Raw genomic sequence first — 18,042 nt, 5'->3', positions numbered from 1 at the left:
GGTAGTAGTGCGCAACTTTCTACTACAAAACGTTTGGAGCACTCGGCCATAGGCCGACGGGGAACCTCATGACGCAAGCCAATAACGCCGTATACACCGATCTGAGTGTTGACGATCTGGTCAAAGAAGCCCTGCAGCGCGGTGAAGGCGTGCTTGCCGATACTGGTGCGCTGGTTGTCGAAACCGGTCACCGCACCGGTCGTTCGCCGGTCGACCGTTTTATCGTTGAAGAGCCTTCCACCCAGGACGCCATTGCCTGGGGCCCGATCAACCGCAAGTTCCCGGCCGACAAGTTCGATGCCCTGTGGGCTCGCGTCGAGGCGTTCAACAACGCGCAAGAGCATTTCGTTTCCCATGTTCACGTAGGGGCCGCAGAAGACCACTACCTGGCCGTGAAAATGACCACCCAGACTGCCTGGCAGAACCTGTTCGGTCGTTGCCTGTTCATCAACCCGGCCCAGTACAACCCGGCCGGTCGTGAAGAGTGGCAAGTGCTCAACGTGGCCAACTTCGAGTGCGTGCCAGAGCGTGACGGCACCAACTCCGACGGTTGCGTGATCCTCAACTTCGCACAGAAAAAAGTGCTGATCGCCGGTATGCGTTACGCCGGTGAAATGAAAAAAGCCATGTTCTCGGTGCAGAACTTCCTGCTGCCGGCCGCCGACGTACTGCCGATGCACTGCGCCGCCAACATTGGCGAAGCAGGCGACGTGACCCTGTTCTTCGGCCTGTCCGGCACCGGCAAGACCACCCTGTCCGCCGACGAAAGCCGTTACCTGATCGGTGACGACGAACACGGCTGGGGCGAAGGCGTAGTGTTCAACATCGAAGGCGGTTGCTATGCCAAGTGCATCGACCTGTCCGAGAAGAACGAGCCGGTTATCTGGAAAGCCATCAAGCACGGCGCCGTGCTGGAAAACGTCGTGATCGACGAGGCCAAGCACGCCGACTACGCTGATGTCAGCCTGACCCAGAACAGCCGTGCCGCCTACCCGCTGGAGCACGTTGCCAAGCGTTCCGAGAAGAACCTGGGCGGCGAGCCAAACGCAGTGATCTTCCTGACCTGCGACCTGACCGGCGTACTGCCGCCAGTGTCGATCCTCAGCGAAGAACAAGCGGCCTACCACTTCCTGTCCGGCTACACCGCGTTGGTGGGCTCGACTGAAATGGGTTCCGGCAGCGGTATCAAGTCGACCTTCTCCACCTGCTTCGGCGCGCCGTTCTTCCCACGCCCGGCTGGCGAATACGCAGAGCTTCTGATCAAGCGCATCCGTGGTTTCGGCTCCAAGGTCTACCTGGTCAACACCGGTTGGACCGGCGGCGGCTACGGCGTCGGCAAACGCTTCAACATCCCGACCACTCGCGGCGTGATTGCAGCGATCCAGAGCGGCGCGTTGATCGGTGCGCAAACTGAACACCTGGACACCATCAACCTCGACGTGCCATTGGCCGTACCGGGCGTTGAAACCGGCCTGTTGAACCCACGTAACACCTGGGCTGACAAAGCTGCCTACGACGAAGCCGCGAAGGCGCTGGCTGGTCTGTTTATCGAGAACTTCAAGAAGTTTGAAGTGAGCGATGCGATCAAGGCTGCGGGTCCTAAGTTGTAAGACTCAGCTGTTGTGAAAAAGCCGCCTTTTGCAGGCGGCTTTTTTGTGCGCGCAGGGTTAGTGGGCGATGTGCAGCAGCACCGCGCCGACCAGCACCAGCACAACCCCGAGCACCTGTACTGCCGACAAGCGCTCCTTGAAAAACACAAACCCCAGGATCGCCGCGATACCGCCTGACAGCGTACTGATCACGGTCACCACCGAAACCGAGCCGGCCATCGCCCCCCACGAAAACGCCGAGAACCCGCCGAGGTTCATCAGGCTCGCACCGGTCAACGTCGCGCAATTTTTCAGTGGTGGGATCTTCAGACCGTCCTTGATCTTAAGCACCATCACCACCAGCACGCACAGGCCCACCAGGTACCCCAACCACAACATGGTGATCGGCCCCAGTGCCGGTAGTGTGTAGCGACCTTGCAGCCAGAAACTGGTGCCGTACAGCGTTGCTGCGAGCATGGCGTAGGCGATGGACAGGCGTGGGTTGTTGTGGGGCGTGCCGTTGTCCTTGTGGATGCTGGACAGGACCACGCCGATCACGCACAGGGCGATGCAGCCCAGTTGTATCAGGCTGATGTGCTCACCGCTGGCCCAGGACAGCAGGGTGGTCACCACGCCATAGGACGTGACCAATGGCGCGACGATGGCGGCTTTGCCCAGGGCGAAAGCCTTGGACAGCGCGAGGGCTCCAGAGACGGTCAGCAGGGCCGCTGCGATGCCCAGGAGCCAGACGCTCAACGGCGCATCGAGGGATTTGAACAGGAAGGCCGGGAAAATGACCAGCAGCAGAGTCATGATCAGAAAGCCAAGGGCTTGGCCAAAATACACCGCGCGTTTAACGCCAACGGCGCGGGCATTGAGGCCCACGAGAAAGTCCGTGCCACCCCAGAGCAGGGCGGCCAGCAGGCCCATTAGTACGTCCATGTAAGGTCCTTGTTATGCATACCGCTCGCCAGATTAACGCAGAACCAATGTGGGAGGGGGCTTGCTCCCGATGGCGGTGAATCAGTCAGCTTATCTATAGCTGACCCACCGCAATCGGGGGCAAGCCCCCTCCCACATTTGGATCTCAGTGCTCTTGGGATCAGCTCAGGTTTTCCAAGGTCTGCGTGTCCCACCTTTGGGTCTTGATCGCCAGGTAGAGCATACCGATGGTCAGCGGTATTTTGTCGCCACGGCCTTTGGCGCGCCGCTTCAAGAATACGTCGAACATCGGCGGCTGAAAGTAACGATAAGCGTCGTAGTCGCTTAGGTCGACCCCAAAATCCTGTTCCAGCGCCTCCATGAATTGCTTGGCCTCAACGCCATCGCAAGCAAGGTCGAAGTTGAGCGAGGTTTGCAGGCTAATGGTCTTGTGTTTCGGCAAGCCGATTTCTTCATGCAGCAATTGCAGGAGCTGCTGCATGACGGGGTCTTCGGGGAAGTGGGGGGCCAGGTTCATGGTGGGGGTGCGTAGGAGTGGGTGAGGGGGCCTTTTAGCTCTTGTCGATTGTTTGGCATCACGGTGAGTCGAATTACCGTGAAAGTGATGCCATAGTGACCGACATATTGAGTCCTTTCGATGTTCACAAATTTATGCCGACAGAGCTTGGAGAGGGCGCTAGTTTCGCTCAGGCGAAAGGTATTTCCGTAGAGGGCGAGCGATTGTTTGAAGCAGTTTGGGAAGCGGACGTCGCGCCATTTGGTGGTTTCTTACAGTGGTTTCCTGGGTTTACGGCTTGATACCGATTTGGCAGGCTGAACTGGCAAAAAGTGGGAGCCGGGCTTGCCCGCGATGGCGGTGCGTCAGGTTTAAAAAATATAGCCCGATACGCCGCCATCGCAGGCAAGCCAGCTCCCACACGTTTAGCTGTGTAGCGGATCGCTTTGTGTTGGTTGGTCGGCCGCTGGTCGCATTTGCACGTGTTGAGTAGCTTCGAGCAAATCACAGCCGTCCTGAACGAGCAGGTACAGCGCATTGATGATGTGAGAAATGTCTTTGAGGTCGGCGTGTTCGAAGGTCAGGCAAGAGAAGGTTTCCACTAAATCGCTGGCGGCGCGGATACGCTGGTGGGCGGCGGATTGGATGTCATCACAGTGTTCCAATACAGATTCAAAGAAATACGCCAGAGGAGCTGGCACGTTTGTCTCTGCTGTTTTTCGGGTGACCAAACCCGGTCGCTGAATTGGCAGCGACGAGCTGAACCTTAGAAGTGAGGTTGTTCTCGAGCAATAAACATATGGTTTAGTCGTTCGCGGTTCGATCAGGCTCTGGGAGGCTTACTGATACACCGCTCAAAAATCGCCTCCAGTCCTCGATAGTCACACGCCACCGCATCAATATTCGCGGGTATCCATGCCGCGTGTTTCACCAGCCACCAATTCACCGAAAATCCCGCATTCACGATGATCTGTTCAAACAGGATCCGCTGAGCCCGTCCATTGCCTTCACGGAAGGGATGGATGACATTCAGATCGCCATAAGCTTCAGCGATGTGGTGAACGAGATCGGCCTGGGACGCGCCGGTATACCAATTGGCTTCCTGCATATGCCGACTGATCTTCGCCGCTTCCGGCGGGATGCGCTCCGGGGTGCAGAATAGCGTCTCACCTTTCTGGATGTTGACGCTGCGCAGTTCACCGGCCCAATCGTAGATGTCACCGAACAGGACGCGGTGGATGTGTTGCAGACGATCAAGGTCGTAGGGCGGCGGAAAGAGCGGAAGGTTGCCTACTGCAATCTCGGATAACTCCCGCTCTGCCTCGTGCAGGCGGTGTTCATCGAGCAAATCGAGGCGGTTGCGCAGGACGCTGCTACCGGGGTAGCAGTACGGGTCCTGGCCCACCCCGTATTTGTCGAGCATCAGCGTGAGGTATTGCGGTATTTGGCCAGGACGGCTTCGCGGGTCGGCAGGGGCTTGTCGACATCGGTCGGTTGGGTATCGAACCCTTCCAGGCGCAGGCTGGCCAGGTAATTGGAACGGCGGATCTTGTGATAGTGATCCTGCTTTTGCTCAAACGTCAGTTCGCTCATTGCAGCGTACTCCTGGGTAGCAAGGCTGTGATTGTAGCGCAATGCTTCAGGGGGAAGGCAGTATAAAAACCAAGTCGTAACCTGTATCAAAATCCCGCCGAAGATCTTAATTCAATGTGAGTTTTCGCAATATTCCCCGTCGGCCCTGGGCCATCCCCTGCCTGTGTATCATCCTGTCTCTTATTTCCTTGCGACCTTTCTCGATTCGCCGAACTTACTGGGCTACGTTTTTAAGCCACGTTCAGCGGTCAATGGAGTGACAGCCTTATGCACGACACCCTCCAGCAGGTCTTTGGTTATCCACAGTTTCGCCTGGGCCAGGAAGAGACGGTCAGCGCCGTCCTGGCCGGGCGTTCGGCAGCAGCAATTTTCCCTACGGGGTCGGGTAAATCTTTGTGCTACCAGCTGTCGGCTGTGTTGCTGCCGCACCTGACGTTGGTGGTCTCACCCTTGTTGGCGTTGATGCAGGATCAATTGGGGTTCCTGCAGCGCCATGGCATTTCGGCGGGCAGTATCGATTCGGCCCAGAGCCGTGATGAGGCCAACGATGTGATGGCCCGTGCGCGTTCGGGCGAGTTGAAAATCCTTATGATTTCGGTGGAGCGCTTGAAGAACGAGCGCTTTCGTAACTTCCTGCACAGCGTGCAGATTTCGCTGCTGGTGGTGGATGAAGCGCACTGTATCTCCGAATGGGGCCATAACTTCCGCCCGGATTACTTGAAGCTGCCGGACTACCAGCGCCAGTTCAATATCCCACAAGCGTTGCTGCTGACGGCCACGGCGACGCCCAAGGTAATCGCCGACATGCAGGCCAAGTTCGCGATTGCCCCCGGGGATGTGGTGACCACCGGCTTCTATCGGCCCAACCTCAACCTGCTGGTGGAACCGGTCTGCGGTCAGCACAAGCGCCGCAGGTTGGTTGAATGGATGCAGGAGCGGGCCAACCAACCGAGCATCGTCTATGTCACTTTGCAAAAAACCGCCGAGCAGATTGCCGAGCATCTGAACCGCCACGGCATTCAGGCCGAGGCTTACCACGCGGGGCTGCCCCACGATAAACGCGAGGGCATCCAGCAGCGGTTCATGGGTGGGCGCTCCAATTGCATTGTCGCGACGATCGCGTTCGGCATGGGCATCGATAAAAGCGATATCCGCAATGTGGTGCACTTCGACCTGCCAAAGTCTATCGAGAACTACAGCCAGGAAATCGGCCGTGCAGGGCGTGACGGGCAGCCGTCGGATTGCCTGGTGTTGGCCAATCGCGACAGCCTCAATGTGCTGGAAAATTTCGTCTACGGCGACACGCCGGAGCAAGAGGGCATTGGCCGTGTCCTCGAGGAGTTGCAGGCCGCACGCAGTGAAGGGCAGTGGGAGTTCCTGCTCAGGTCGTTGTCCGATCACAGCAATATTCGCGAGCTGCCACTCAAGACGCTGCTGGTGCAGTTGGAACTCAAGGGTGTGATCGCGCCGCGCTACGCGTTTTATGCCGAATACCGTTTCAAGTACCTGGTCGAGCCCGACGCTTTGCTCGCACGTTTTTCCGGCGAGCGGCAGCAGTTCGTCGCGGTGATCATCCAGGTGTGCAAGCGTGCGAAAACCTGGGCAACGGTGGATTTCGACGCGCTGTATCAACAGCACAATGCCGAGCGCAGCCGGGTGGTAAAGGCGCTGGATTACTTCCAGGAGCAGGGCCTGATCGAGCTGGAAAGCAAACAGATGACCGAGGTCTACAGTTTGCTCGACACCGATTTCGAACCACAAACCTTGAGCGCTGAGTTATACACAGGCTTCAAGCAACACGAGGTGACGGAGGTGGCGCGGATTCACGCCATGCTCGACCTGTTCGCCACCGAGCACTGCCTGGGGCAGCGCTTGGCGCAGTACTTTGGTGATGAAAACGCTCCCCAGCGTTGTGGACATTGTTCGGTGTGCCACGGCCATGTCGCGTATCTGCCGCCTCCGCCAAGCCTGCCGCCGCTTGTGGATAAAAGCTTCATGGGGCTGTGCGGCGATTTTATCCACAGGCATCATGAGCACACTGGCGAGCTACCCAGTGCCGAGCGGCTGACGCGGTTTCTTGGCGGTATCAGCGTGCCGTTGTTTACCAAGTTGAAGGCGCGGGGCATTCCCGGTTTCGCCGCGCTGGAGGACTACCCCTACGCCGAAGTGCGCGAATGGGCCCGCGCTCAATTAGACCTACTCTGAAGAGACTTGCCGATGCCTGACTCAACGCCCCTGCGCGCCGATTACCGCTACTTCCAGCCGATCACCACGCGTTGGCACGACAACGATGCCTACGGCCATGTGAACAACGTCACCTACTACAGCTTTTTCGATACGGCGGTGAATACCTACCTGATCGAACAGGGCGGGCTGGATATTCACGACGGTGAGGTGGTGGGATTCGTGGTGAGTTCGGCGTGCGATTATTTTGCGTCGATTGCCTTTCCCGAGCGCATTGAAATCGGCCTGCGAGTGGGCAAGTTGGGCAACAGTTCGGTGCAGTATGAGCTGGCGGTGTTCAAGGCAGGCGAAGAAGAAGCCTGTGCGGCGGGGCGCTTTGTGCATGTGTTTGTGGATCGGGCCTCGAACCAGCCTGTGCCGATACCGGGGATGTTGCGCGAGGCGTTGCAGCGACTGGTGGTCTGACCTTGCGGCACCCCATGTGGGAGGGGGCTTGCTCCTCCCACATTAGTACTGAGGTGCTCTTCAGAGCTTACCGATGACGGTAGTGGTGCTTGTTCTTGCGATGCCCATAGGCATGACCACGGCCTGGATGGCCATCGCGGTAGTAGCGACGGTCGTCACGGTCGCGGTCGCGATAACGGCGGTCGTCGCGGTCACTTTCGTTACCCATGTAGTTGCCCAGTGCACCGCCCGCGCCACCGCCGGCCGCCGAGCCGATCAGTGCGCCGGTACTGCCGCCGACACTGCGGCCCACGACGTTGCCGCCAGCTGCGCCCAGTGCGCCGCCAATGGCGGCTTCGCCACGGCTGCGCTTGTCGGCGCCGACCGCACTACCACCCGCGCCGCCCAGGGCCGCGCCGATGGTCGAACCGGTATTGCCGCCCAGCTGCTGGCCGACAACAGAACCTAGAACCCCGCCCAATGCGCCGCCTACACCGGCTTCGGTGGTGCCACCGGCCATGGCTGCGCCACTGACCAGGCCAAGGGACAACAAGAGAATCGAGGAGAACTTCATTCAGGGAAACCTCAAGGGGATGACGGCGCGATCCTGAGGTTGTATCGAGCCGCTGACAATCGAAATCCGACCGGCGGCAGAGGTTGTATACAATTTGCTAAGTTGCTGTTTTGTATGGGGAACTTAAGTTGTTTTTACAGGTCTTTAGTTACTTCGGAACGGCCGCTTTTATGCAAAAGCGGCCTTTTTTGTGCCCGTAGAATATGTAGAGATTGTGCGGGCCTCGAAAGCGGTCGTTCAAACAACAAAGATCCCGGGTCAGGCCGAGCGCGCCATGATCAACCCAGTATCACTCGCCGCCTCCAGACGAATCGCGACGAACTTCGACGTTGGCGTATGGCTGCCGTCGCCAGTGCTTTCCAACGGCACCAGTGGGTTCACTTCCGGGTAGTACGCCGCCGCCTGTCCGGCCGGTATATCAAACGCCAGTAAGGTAAAGCCCTTCACCCGGCGCTCACGGCCGTCCTCCCACAGCGACACAATGTCGGCCTTCTGCCCTGGCTTGAAGCCCAGGCGGATGATGTCGGCTTCGTTGACGAACAGCACGTCACGCTGGCCCTTGACGCCACGGTAACGGTCGTCCAGGCCGTAAATAGTGGTGTTGTACTGATCGTGGGAGCGCATCGACTGCATGATCAGGTCTGGTACCCGGCCCGTGGCGTGGGTGCGTTCGTGGATCAGGTCTTTGGGCAGGATGTTAGGGCGGAAATTGGCGCGGCCCGACGGCGTGTTCCAGCGACGTGCACCGGCCGAGTTGCCAAGGTAAAAACCACCTGGGTGCTTGATGCGTTCGTTGAAATCCTTGAAGCCCGGGATGGTGTCGGCGATCAGGTCGCGGATGCGCCCGTAGTCGGCTACCAGCCAGTTCCAGTCCACCGGTGTGCTGCCCAGGGTGGCGGCGGCAATTCCGGCCAGGATCGCGGGCTCGGATTTCATCAGCGCCGACAGCGGCTGCAGCTGGCCATTGGAGCCATGGACCATGCTGAACGAGTCTTCCACCGTCACCGCTTGCGGGCCGTCGGCCTGGATGTCGATATCAGTACGGCCCAGGCACGGCAGGATCAGTGCGTCTTTACCGTGCATCAGGTGGCTGCGGTTGAGCTTGGTGCTGATTTGCACGGTGAGGTCGCAATTGCGCAGGGCTTCGAAGGTACGCGGGCTGTCTGGTGTGGCTTGGGCGAAGTTGCCGCCCAGGCCGATAAACACCTTGGAGCGGCCTTCGAGCATGGCGTGAATCGCTTCCACCACGTTGTGACCGTTATCTCGCGGCACCTGAAACTGGAAACGACGCTCCAGCGCGTCAAGGAACGCCACCGGTGGGCGCTCGTTGATGCCCATGGTTCGATCGCCCTGCACGTTGCTGTGACCGCGCACGGGGCACAGGCCGGCACCAGGGCGGCCGATATTGCCACGCAGTAGCATCAGGTTGGCGATTTCCTGGATGGTCGGCACCGAGTGACGGTGCTGGGTAATCCCCATTGCCCAGCACATGATCACGTTCTTGCCTTTGGCGTACATGCGCGCCGCTTGCTCGATCTCGACCAGGGTCAGGCCGGATTGCTCGACGATTTCTTCCCATGAGGTGTCGTCGATCTGGCCCAGATACTCCAGTACGTTGGCGGTGTGTTCATTGAGAAAGTCATGGTCGAATACCGCTTCCTTGCCTTCGGCCAGCGCTTGGCGTTCCCACAGCAGCAGGAACTTGGCCATGCCGCGCAGGATCGCCATGTCACCGCCCAGGGCCGGGCGGAAGTAGGCAGTGTTGGTCGGCTTGTCGCCGTTAGTGAGCATTTCGAGCGGATGTTGCGGGTGCTGGAAGCGCTCCAGGCCGCGCTCTTTCAGGGGGTTGATGCACACCACCTGGGCGCCGCGTTTCACCGCTTCGCGCAACGGTTCAAGCATGCGCGGGTGGTTGGTGCCGGGGTTCTGGCCCCAGACGAAAATAGCGTCGGCATGTTCGAAGTCGTCAAAGGTCACGGTGCCTTTGCCCACGCCCACACTCTGCGCCAGGGCTACGCCGCTGGCTTCGTGGCACATGTTCGAGCAGTCCGGGAAATTGTTGGTGCCGTAGGCGCGCACAAACAACTGATACAGGTAGGCGGCTTCGTTGCTGGCGCGACCCGAGGTGTAGAACTCTGCCATGTTCGGGCTGGGCAAGGCGTTGAGGTGCTTGCCGACCAGGTCAAATGCCGCATCCCAGCTGATGGGGGTGTAGCGGTCGGTTTGTGCGTCATAGCGCATCGGCTCGGTCAGGCGGCCCTGGTATTCCAGCCAATAGTCGCTTTGCTCCAGCAATGCCGTGACGCTGTGCTTGGCGAAGAAGGCTGCATCGACGCGGCGCTTGGTGGCTTCCCAGTTGACCGCCTTGGCGCCGTTTTCGCAGAACTTGACCATGCCGCTTTCCGGCGAGTCGCCCCAGGCGCAGCCCGGGCAGTCGAAGCCGCCGTTCTGGTTGGTCTTGAGCATCATGCGCAGGTTTTTAAGCGCGTTATCGCTGGTCAGCCAGGCTTGTGCCACGCTGATCAGGGCGCCCCAGCCGCCGGCCGGGCCTTTATAAGGCTTGTAGCGCGGAGTTGGGGTTTGGTCGGCTTGGTGGTGAAGGCTCATGGCTGGTGCTCCATCGCTGGGCTGTAGACCCGTGGCGCGCTTTTCTGCGGCAGGTGGATGAGATTGAGGTTGTGCCGGCGTGCCCATTGCAAGGCCAGGCCGGTGGGCGACGACAGGCTGACCAGGGTCTGGATGCCTGCACGCAAGACTTTCTGGATCAATTCAAGGCTGCAGCGGCTGGTAACAATCGCCAGGCCTCCGTCGGTCGGAATCTTTTGGCGGATCAACGCGCCGATCAATTTATCCAAGGCGTTATGCCGGCCGATGTCTTCACGGCCCAACAGCAATTCGCCTTGATCGTTCATAAACACCGCCGCGTGCACTGCTCCGCTGTACTGGCCCAACGGTTGGAACGCACTGATGCGCTGGCGCAGGCCGTCGAGCCATTGCGCTGGCGGCAAGGGCGCGCCGGGCAGCACTTGAAGGTCGGGCAGGGCCTGCTCAACCGCTTCTACACCGCACAGGCCGCAGCCGCTGGTGCCCGCCAATTGGCGGCGCTGCTGCTTGAGGTTCCAGAAGGCCCGGCTGGAAATCTGTACCTGAGCATACTGAGCGGAGCCCGCGCCGCTGATTTTGAGATCATAAATATCGCTAACGTCGGCAATAATGCCGCTGCCGAGGCTGAAGCCGACGATAAAATCCTCAAGATCAGTCGGTGTGACCAACATGACAGCCTGACTGATATCGTTATAGGCAATGGCCAACGCCACCTCTTCGGCCAACGCAGTGCTGCCGACTTCAGTGTGTTCAAGATTGCAGTATTGGTAGCTCTGGCTGGCGGCGGGCGCGGGCGTTTCAAGGGCGGGCGCCGCGCAGGTTGGGCGCTTGGCGTTCATGGGGCAGTACCACCGACGGATTGATCAGTGTTCAGACTAGGCGCGACAAAGGGTCGCGTCTAATTGCCAGTATTGATGTATTGATAGATGGCGTCGATCAAGGTTCCCGCCCATTTCGCCGGGGGCTTATTCCAGGGACGGCGGATCTGGATACTTTTGAGTCTTTAGCCGGTTTGGAACCCAAGTCTGCTGGACTGGTCTAGTCTTGGGCATCTGGAAATTAAATCCCAAGGAGAGCGCACCATGAGTATTTTTAGCTTTATCAAAGAAGCCGGCGAAAAGATTGTTGACCTGTTGACGCCGGGTAATGCGAATGCGAGTGAGCAGCTGAAGGAGCATGTGAGCAAGGTGGGCCTGGGTAATCCAAACGTGCAGACCACGGTGGATGGCGACAAGGTCACTGTGACTGGTGAAGTGGCGAGCCAGGAAGAGAAAGAAAAGATCCTTTTGGCGCTGGGTAACATTGCTGGCGTGGCAAGCGTAGACGACCAGATCACTGTAACTGGTCCAGTAGTCGTGGCTTCACGCTTTGTTGTTGTGAAAAGCGGTGACACTCTCAGCGCAATCTCTAAAACGGTTTATGGCGACGCGAATAAGTACGACAAGATTTTCCAGGCTAACAAGCCGCTGCTGTCGCACCCGGACAAAATCTATCCAGGCCAGACACTGCGTATCCCTGAGTAATACGCAGGACAAAACGTGGGAGGGGGCTTGCTCCCGATGGCGGTGGTTCAGCACCTGATACTTGGCTGATACACCGCCATCGGGAGCAAGCCCCCTCCCACATGGGTTCAGAGCCCGACAATGAGATCGCGGTAATCCTCTACTGCCGCAAACTCTGCGGTGTCCTTCGGGCCTTTCTTGCTATCAGGCTCTTTGACTGCCAGCAAATGCCCCACGCCGAAATCCCGGGCACTGCGCAGGATCGGCAAGGTGTCATCGATAAACAGACTACGGGCCGGGTCAAAGTGGATATCGGCTTGCAACGCTTCCCAGAACTGTGGGTTTTCCTTGGGAAAACCGTAGTCATGGGAGCTGATCAATCGCTCGAAATACGGCGCCAGTTCAATGCGTTCCAACTTCAATGACAGCGAATCACGATGAGCGTTGGTGATCATGATCACGCGCTTGCCGGCCTGTTTGATCGCCTTCAGAAAAGTATCGGCATCCGGGCGCAGGGCGATCAGGTGGGCGGTTTCCAACTTGAGTTCGCGCACCGGGATCGCCAGTTCAGTGCTCCAGAAATCCAGGCAATACCATTGCAACTGTCCGGCGTTACGCTCAAACAACGGCTGCAACTCCATTTCGGCCATGGCCCGGCTCACGCCGTGCAGTTCGGCGTAGCGGTGGGGCAGGTGTTCCATCCAGAAATGGTTGTCGTAATGCAGGTCGAGCAGGGTGCCGTCCATGTCCAGCAGGACGGTGTCGATGGCGTGCCAGGGCAAAGAGGGCATGGTGCGTTCTCATGTAAGTAAAGATATCCGACACAGACAATCGGAAAAGCCACGGTATAGTAACCCGATCACGCCAAGGAGCCGCTTATGCGCCAGAAACCCACCGTCCTCGCCCGCGAAATAGTCGCCAGTAGCCGTTTGTTCCGCGTGGAGGAAGTGCAGTTGCGCTTTTCCAATGGCGTTGAACGGACCTACGAGCGCCTGGTGGGGCGCGGCGCGGGCTACGGCGCGGTGATGATTGTGGCGATGATCGACGAGGATCATGCATTGCTGGTCGAAGAATACTGCGGTGGCACTGACGAATATGAATTGTCCTTGCCCAAAGGTTTGATCGAGCCCGGCGAGGACGTGCTGGCGGCGGCGGACCGCGAGCTCAAGGAAGAAGCTGGCTATGGCGCACGGCAGTTGGAGCACATCACCGAGCTGTCGTTATCGCCGGGCTATATGAGCCAGAAAATTCAGGTAGTACTGGCCACCGACCTTTACGAAGAGCGCCTGGAGGGCGATGAGCCTGAGCCGATGCGCGTGGACAGGGTCAACCTGCGGGAGCTTTCGGCGCTTGCGCAAAACGAGCAATTCAGCGAGGGCCGAGCGCTTGCCGCGCTGTACCTGGTACGCGATCTGTTGACCCAGCGTGGAGCGTTCAACGCATGAGCGAACTGTTTTTAGGCCACCCGTTTATCGCCCCCGTGATTGAGCTGGCCCGCCAGGCCGGCGAAGCTATCCTGCCCTACTGGCGCGCCAATGTAGCCGTGACCTCCAAAGCGGATGATTCGCCGGTGACGGCTGCCGATCTGGCCGCTCACCATCTGATTCTCGCGGGCCTGACCGCGCTCGATCCGAGTATTCCGGTACTCTCCGAAGAAGACGCCGATATCGATCTGAGCGTGCGTGCCCAGTGGCAGCGCTGGTGGCTGGTGGACCCATTGGATGGCACCAAGGAATTCATTTCCGGCAGCGAAGAATTCACTGTCAATATTGCCTTGATCGAACAGGGCCGCGTGGTGTTCGGCGTAGTGTCGATGCCGACCACTGGCCGTTGCTACTTCGGAGGCGCGGGCCTTGGGGCATGGCGTTCAGATGTGAAGGCCGCACCCAAGCAGATCCAGGTACGCCAGACCCCGGCCGTGGGCGAAGCCTTTACTGTGGTCGCTAGTCGTCGGCATACCAGCCCTGAGCAGGAACGCCTGCTGGATGGCTTGAGCGAAGGTTTGGGCGCGCTGAAGCTGGCGAATATCGGCAGCTCGTTGAAGTTTTGCCTGCTGGCCGAAGGCAGTGCTGACTGCTATCCGCGCCTGGCACCGACCTCACAGTGGGATACCGCTGCGGCACAGGGCGTACTGGAAGGCGCGGGAGGTGAAGTGTTGGAGTTGAATGGTCAGCCGTTCAGCTACCCGGCGCGGGAATCGCTATTGAACCCGTTCTTTCTGGCGCTGCCAGCCAAGGCCGCATGGCGTGAGCGCCTGTTGACCCTGGCCAGATCTTAAGATCACTGCAGAGCAAAATGTGGGAGCATCGCTTGCCCGCGATGACGGAGTGTCAGTCATACAGGTATTGGCTGATCCACCGCTATCGCAGGCAAGCCAGCTCCCACTTTTATTTTATGTAATGGCTGCTAGCGGTGCAGGACGTACTGGCCGGTAAAGGCCACTGCACGCTCCTCACTGCCTTCATTCACAATCCATGTCTGCAGCGCCAACCGCGCCCGTCCATAACGCTTGTACGTCGCCAGGAAACGCTTCCACACTTTTTCTTCCGGCGCCGTGCAAATCGCCGTTGCATCCTGCGTCACCGGCAGCGGATAGCTGATCTGCCCTTCCTGAATCACGATATGACCGTCTTCTATCCCCGCTTCGCGCAGCTTCAGGTGCAGCCAACCCCAGCCTGCCAGTACGGCGCCACAGTAGAGGCTGCCACCGAACATGGTGCTTTTGTGGTTGATATTGGCTTGCAAGGGCAGGTGCAGCTGCAGTTGGTCGTGTCGCCAGTCGAGCACCTTGAGACCCATCTCCCGGGTGAGGGGAATGTCGTGGTGAAGGACGGCTTCCAGGTAACGGCTGTTGCGGCTCATAGCGGTCTCTTGGTGGTAGGCGGATTCATTCGTCGTCGGCGCTTTGGCTGGTGCTGTCGGCGAAGTTCAGACCGTGTTTGCGCAACTTGTCGTGCAAGGTCTTGCGCGGCACGCCCAACGCTTCGGCGAGGCTGCGCACGGAGCTGTGAGGGCGGGTGAGTTCGGCGGCGATCAAGCTTTTTTCGAACTGCTCGACTTGCTCGCTCAAGCCACCGGGCGTGGACGTCAGCACGCCGGCGGCGGGATTGTCCTGGGCGCTATCGAGCGCCAACTCCAGGCCCAGGGCGAAACGCTCAGCGGCGTTTTGCAGTTCCCGCACATTGCCCGGCCAGCTATGGCGCAATAACAGCGCGCGTTGGCCCGGTTGCAGCTCATGCAGGGGCAGGCCGTGGCGGCTGCTGGCCTCGTCGGCGAAGTGCTGGAACAGCATCAATGCATCTTCACCGCGCTCGCGCAGAGGCGGGATGCGTAGCGGTGCGACGTTGAGGCGGTAATACAAGTCGGCACGGAAACGGCCCTGGTCAGCGGCTTGGCGCAGGTCTTCCTTGGTGGCGGCGATAATGCGGATATCCAGCGGAATCAGCTGATTGCCGCCCAAGCGCTCCACCACGCGCTCCTGCAACAGGCGCAGCAACTTGACCTGCACATCCAGGCTCATGCTTTCGATTTCATCGAGAAACAGCGTGCCGCCATTGGCGAACTCGAACTTGCCGATGCGGCGTTTCTGCGCGCCGGTGAACGCCCCCGGCTCATGGCCGAACAGTTCGCTTTCTACCACCGATTCGGCCAGCGCCCCGGCGTTGATCGCCACAAATGGGCCACTGCGGCGGCTTGAAAGATCATGCAGGGCGCGGGCGACGACTTCTTTGCCAGCACCGGTTTCGCCCAGGATCAGCACATCGGCCTTGGTCGCGGCCAAGGCGCCAATCTGCTCGCGCAGGCGCAACATTTGCGGGGAGTGCCCCACCAGGCGCGTGCTCAGTTGCTGACGATCGCTGAGGGCCAGGCGCAGGCTGCGGTTGTCCAGCACCAGGCGACGCAAGGCCAGGGCGCGGCGCACGCTGTCGAGCAGTGCGTCGCTGGCGAAGGGTTTTTCGAGGAAGTCATACGCGCCGGCACGCATCGCCTGCACCGCCAACGGTACGTCGCCGTGGCCGGTGATCAGCAGCACCGGCAGGTCCGGGTCCTGGCCATGCAGTTCGGCCAGCAGCTCCAGGCCGTCCATCCCGGGCATACGGATGTCGCTGACCACCACGCCAGGCCAGTCGCGGGACAGGCGTGCGGTGAGGCCGGTGGCTTCGCCCAGGGGCAGGACTTTGAGTCCGGCCAGGTCCAGGGTTTGGCACAGGGCTTGACGCAGGTGTGGATCGTCGTCGATCAACACCACCTGAATCTGGTTGTCGATGCTCATACACTGCGGTCCTCGGACGGTTGCAGACTGACGCCCGGCGAGCCGGCACGCAATTTCAAGGTTAACAGCGCGCCGCCTTCCTTGTGGTTGGCGAACAGCAGTTCGCCACCAAAGGCGCGCATCAGGGTGTCGCAGATTGCCAGGCCCAAGCCCAGGCCCTGGGTGCGCGTCTTGGTGGTGTAGAACGGCTCGCTGGCGCGGCCCAGGGCTTCCATGCAAAAGCCTGGGCCGTTGTCGCGAATGTACAGGTTGACGCCCTGGGGCGTGGTTTCGGCACTCAGCCAGAGTTTGCGCGGCGGGCCTTTTTCAGTGAGGGCGTCCAGGGCGTTGGCCAGCAAGTTACCCAGTACCTGGCGCAGACGGGTTTCGCCGGCCTGCACCCATAGGGTTGCTTCCGGCAGGTCGCGGATCAATTCCACTTCCATCGAGCGCCGCCGCTTGGCCAGCAACGCCAGGGCGTCATCCAGGGCCGGTTGCAAGGCTACGCTCTCCGGTGCGTGACGATCACGGCGAGCGAATGCACGCAAATGGGCGATGATCGAGGCCATGCGCCCGGTCAGCTCGCTGATCAGTTTGAGGTTGCCGCGGGCATCGCTGGTGCGCTCATGGTCGAGGAGGATTTCGGCGTTTTCTGCATAGCTGCGAATCGCCGCCAACGGTTGGTTCAGCTCATGGCTGATACTCGCCGACATGGTGCCCAAGGCGGAGAGTTTACCGGCCTGGACCAGGTCGTCCTGGGCGCGCACCAGTTCCTGCTGGGCGTGTTCGCGCTCCAACACTTCCTGTTTCAGGCGCCGGTTCAGGCCCTCCAGGTCGCTGGTACGCTCGGCCACGCGCATTTCCAGCTCACGGCGGGCCTTGGCTTCGAAGGCGATGCGTTCCAGGTAGTGCCGACGGCGCTGCATCAACAATCCCAGCAACAGCATCAGCACCAACAACGTGGCACCGCCCACGGCGACAACCGTGCGCACCGGACGGTTGATCAGCGAGCGTGGCGCCAGGATTTCCACATTCCAGCCGGTTTCGGCGATGGCCGTGGATTGGCGCAGCCAGGCGCTGCTGCTCAGGCTCAGCGGCTGTGGGTCACGGGTGGGGTAGGGCTGTATGGCGATGATGGCCTGGCGCTCTTCGGCGGTCAGTGGCCGCGTGGCGCGGAAACGCCATTGCGGGCGCGAGGTGAGGATCACCACGCCGTTATGGTCGGTGACCAGCAGTTGTTCCGGGGTATTGCCCCACAGGCTTTCGGTGTGATCAAGGTCGACCTTGACCACCAGCACGCCGATGATGGTGTCGCCGTCACGCACCGCGGCGGCGAAGAAGTAGCCGCGCTTGGCTGAGGTGGTGCCCAGGCCGAAAAACCGACCCAGGCGCCCGGCCATGGCTTCGCTGAAATAGGGGCGAAAGGCGAAATTGCGCCCGACGAAGCTGTCTTGCTTGTCCCAGTTGGAAGCGGCAAGGGTCTTGCCGGTGGTGTCCATCAGGTACATCACTTCCACGCCCGCCTGGGCGGCGACATCCTTGAGCAGCAGGTTGGCATTGGCCAGGTTGGTACTGACGTGAGGTGCGTCCAGGGCGATGCGCAGGGCCGGCAAATCGCCGAGGATTTGCGGCAACACTTCATAGCGGTGCAGGGTGCCCAACAGGTTGGCGACATACAGGTCGAGAGTCTGGCGGTTTTGCCCGGCCAATTCGCTGCGGTAGTAGCGCTCGGCCAAATGCTCCAGCGGCCACAGCAGCGGTGCCAAGCACAATGCCAGCAGGGCGAGGCTGCGCCAGCGGGGTCTTCGCGGAAGGGGTGGAGTCATGGGGAGTGTGCGCCTGTGGGTACAGGCGCATTATGC

Annotated in this window: 18 protein-coding genes; 6 read left to right on the top strand and 12 right to left on the bottom strand. The window is 60.0% G+C overall.

Annotated features, from left to right (window positions below; all coding sequences use genetic code 11):
* The first annotated feature begins 68 nt into the window (after window positions 1-68).
* Window positions 69-1,610, top strand: coding sequence for a phosphoenolpyruvate carboxykinase (locus E4O98_RS15790; RefSeq protein WP_005783824.1), 1,542 nt, complete (start codon window positions 69-71; stop codon window positions 1,608-1,610).
* Between the two features lie 57 nt (window positions 1,611-1,667).
* Here the strand turns inward: E4O98_RS15790 and E4O98_RS15785 are convergent, their stop codons facing one another.
* The 5 genes from E4O98_RS15785 to E4O98_RS15765 all read right to left on the bottom strand — a co-directional run bounded on the left by E4O98_RS15785 (window position 1,668) and on the right by E4O98_RS15765 (window position 4,620).
* Entirely contained in the window at window positions 1,668-2,531 is an 864-nt protein-coding gene (locus E4O98_RS15785; RefSeq protein WP_248128496.1) for a DMT family transporter, read from the bottom strand.
* Window positions 2,532-2,691: 160 nt separating this feature from the next.
* A complete protein-coding gene (locus E4O98_RS15780) occupies window positions 2,692-3,048 on the bottom strand; it encodes a DUF1493 family protein (protein WP_228309229.1) in 357 nt (118 codons plus the stop codon).
* 404 nt (window positions 3,049-3,452) lie between these two features.
* The gene (locus E4O98_RS15775) at window positions 3,453-3,728 is read right to left on the bottom strand and encodes a hypothetical protein (RefSeq protein ID WP_032878404.1); all 276 of its coding nucleotides are present in this window, start codon (window positions 3,726-3,728) and stop codon (window positions 3,453-3,455) included.
* A 122-nt stretch (window positions 3,729-3,850) separates the two neighbouring features.
* Entirely contained in the window at window positions 3,851-4,450 is a 600-nt protein-coding gene (locus E4O98_RS15770) for a putative adenosine monophosphate-protein transferase Fic (RefSeq protein ID WP_078820040.1), read from the bottom strand.
* Window positions 4,450-4,620, bottom strand: a complete 171-nt coding sequence (locus E4O98_RS15765) for a YhfG family protein (RefSeq protein WP_003187692.1) — start codon at window positions 4,618-4,620, stop codon at window positions 4,450-4,452. Before E4O98_RS15765 ends, E4O98_RS15770 begins: the two co-directional genes overlap by 1 nt.
* Window positions 4,621-4,887: 267 nt before the next feature.
* Between E4O98_RS15765 and E4O98_RS15760 the strand changes: the two genes are divergently transcribed.
* Both E4O98_RS15760 and E4O98_RS15755 read left to right on the top strand, forming a co-directional pair.
* Complete coding sequence (locus E4O98_RS15760; RefSeq protein ID WP_248135697.1) at window positions 4,888-6,825, top strand: RecQ family ATP-dependent DNA helicase; 1,938 nt, start codon at window positions 4,888-4,890, stop codon at window positions 6,823-6,825.
* A gap of 12 nt (window positions 6,826-6,837) precedes the next feature.
* Window positions 6,838-7,269: a thioesterase family protein gene (locus tag E4O98_RS15755; RefSeq protein WP_032878401.1), complete on the top strand. Its 432-nt coding sequence runs from the start codon at window positions 6,838-6,840 to the stop codon at window positions 7,267-7,269.
* Between the two features lie 67 nt (window positions 7,270-7,336).
* Here the strand turns inward: E4O98_RS15755 and E4O98_RS15750 are convergent, their stop codons facing one another.
* The 3 genes from E4O98_RS15750 to fdhD form a co-directional block, all read right to left on the bottom strand.
* A complete protein-coding gene (locus E4O98_RS15750; RefSeq protein ID WP_005783837.1) occupies window positions 7,337-7,822 on the bottom strand; it encodes a glycine zipper domain-containing protein in 486 nt (161 codons plus the stop codon).
* Window positions 7,823-8,080: 258 nt separating this feature from the next.
* Window positions 8,081-10,429, bottom strand: a complete 2,349-nt coding sequence (locus tag E4O98_RS15745) for an FdhF/YdeP family oxidoreductase (protein ID WP_032878400.1) — start codon at window positions 10,427-10,429, stop codon at window positions 8,081-8,083.
* The gene (gene fdhD, locus E4O98_RS15740) at window positions 10,426-11,265 is read right to left on the bottom strand and encodes a formate dehydrogenase accessory sulfurtransferase FdhD (RefSeq protein WP_005783839.1); all 840 of its coding nucleotides are present in this window, start codon (window positions 11,263-11,265) and stop codon (window positions 10,426-10,428) included. The genes E4O98_RS15745 and fdhD overlap by 4 nt, the downstream gene beginning before the upstream one ends.
* Window positions 11,266-11,508: 243 nt before the next feature.
* On the opposite strand from fdhD, the gene lysM reads away from it, so the two are divergent.
* Complete coding sequence (gene lysM / locus E4O98_RS15735; protein ID WP_032878398.1) at window positions 11,509-11,949, top strand: peptidoglycan-binding protein LysM; 441 nt, start codon at window positions 11,509-11,511, stop codon at window positions 11,947-11,949.
* A 107-nt stretch (window positions 11,950-12,056) separates the two neighbouring features.
* Here lysM and yrfG read toward each other — a convergent pair whose 3' ends face one another.
* Window positions 12,057-12,719, bottom strand: a complete 663-nt coding sequence (yrfG, locus tag E4O98_RS15730; protein WP_032878397.1) for a GMP/IMP nucleotidase — start codon at window positions 12,717-12,719, stop codon at window positions 12,057-12,059.
* 87 nt (window positions 12,720-12,806) lie between these two features.
* On the opposite strand from yrfG, the gene nudE reads away from it, so the two are divergent.
* Both nudE and cysQ read left to right on the top strand, forming a co-directional pair.
* On the top strand, window positions 12,807-13,373 hold the full coding sequence (gene nudE, locus E4O98_RS15725; RefSeq protein ID WP_005783845.1) for an ADP compounds hydrolase NudE: 567 nt from the start codon (window positions 12,807-12,809) through the stop codon (window positions 13,371-13,373).
* The gene (gene cysQ, locus E4O98_RS15720; RefSeq protein ID WP_005783847.1) at window positions 13,370-14,206 is read left to right on the top strand and encodes a 3'(2'),5'-bisphosphate nucleotidase CysQ; all 837 of its coding nucleotides are present in this window, start codon (window positions 13,370-13,372) and stop codon (window positions 14,204-14,206) included. Before nudE ends, cysQ begins: the two co-directional genes overlap by 4 nt.
* A 128-nt stretch (window positions 14,207-14,334) precedes the next feature.
* Here the strand turns inward: cysQ and E4O98_RS15715 are convergent, their stop codons facing one another.
* From E4O98_RS15715 to E4O98_RS15705, 3 genes are read right to left on the bottom strand one after another with little or no spacing between them, the layout of a single operon-like run.
* Window positions 14,335-14,790 (bottom strand): thioesterase domain-containing protein, encoded by a 456-nt coding sequence (locus E4O98_RS15715; protein ID WP_248135696.1) that lies wholly within the window; start codon window positions 14,788-14,790, stop codon window positions 14,335-14,337.
* Window positions 14,791-14,815: 25 nt separating this feature from the next.
* Window positions 14,816-16,201 carry a sigma-54 dependent transcriptional regulator gene (locus tag E4O98_RS15710; protein ID WP_148853129.1) on the bottom strand — a complete coding sequence of 462 codons (1,386 nt, stop codon included), beginning with the start codon at window positions 16,199-16,201 and terminating at the stop codon, window positions 14,816-14,818.
* A complete protein-coding gene (locus tag E4O98_RS15705) occupies window positions 16,198-18,006 on the bottom strand; it encodes an ATP-binding protein (RefSeq protein WP_078820045.1) in 1,809 nt (602 codons plus the stop codon). Before E4O98_RS15705 ends, E4O98_RS15710 begins: the two co-directional genes overlap by 4 nt.
* Window positions 18,007-18,042 lie beyond the last annotated feature (36 nt).

Source organism: Pseudomonas sp. W2Jun17, assembly GCF_023127795.1.
GTDB classification, from domain to species: Bacteria; Pseudomonadota; Gammaproteobacteria; order Pseudomonadales; family Pseudomonadaceae; genus Aquipseudomonas; species Aquipseudomonas synxantha_A.
The sequence above is the reverse complement of the archived record's forward strand: the minus strand, read 5'-3'. Positions and strand labels throughout refer to the sequence as shown.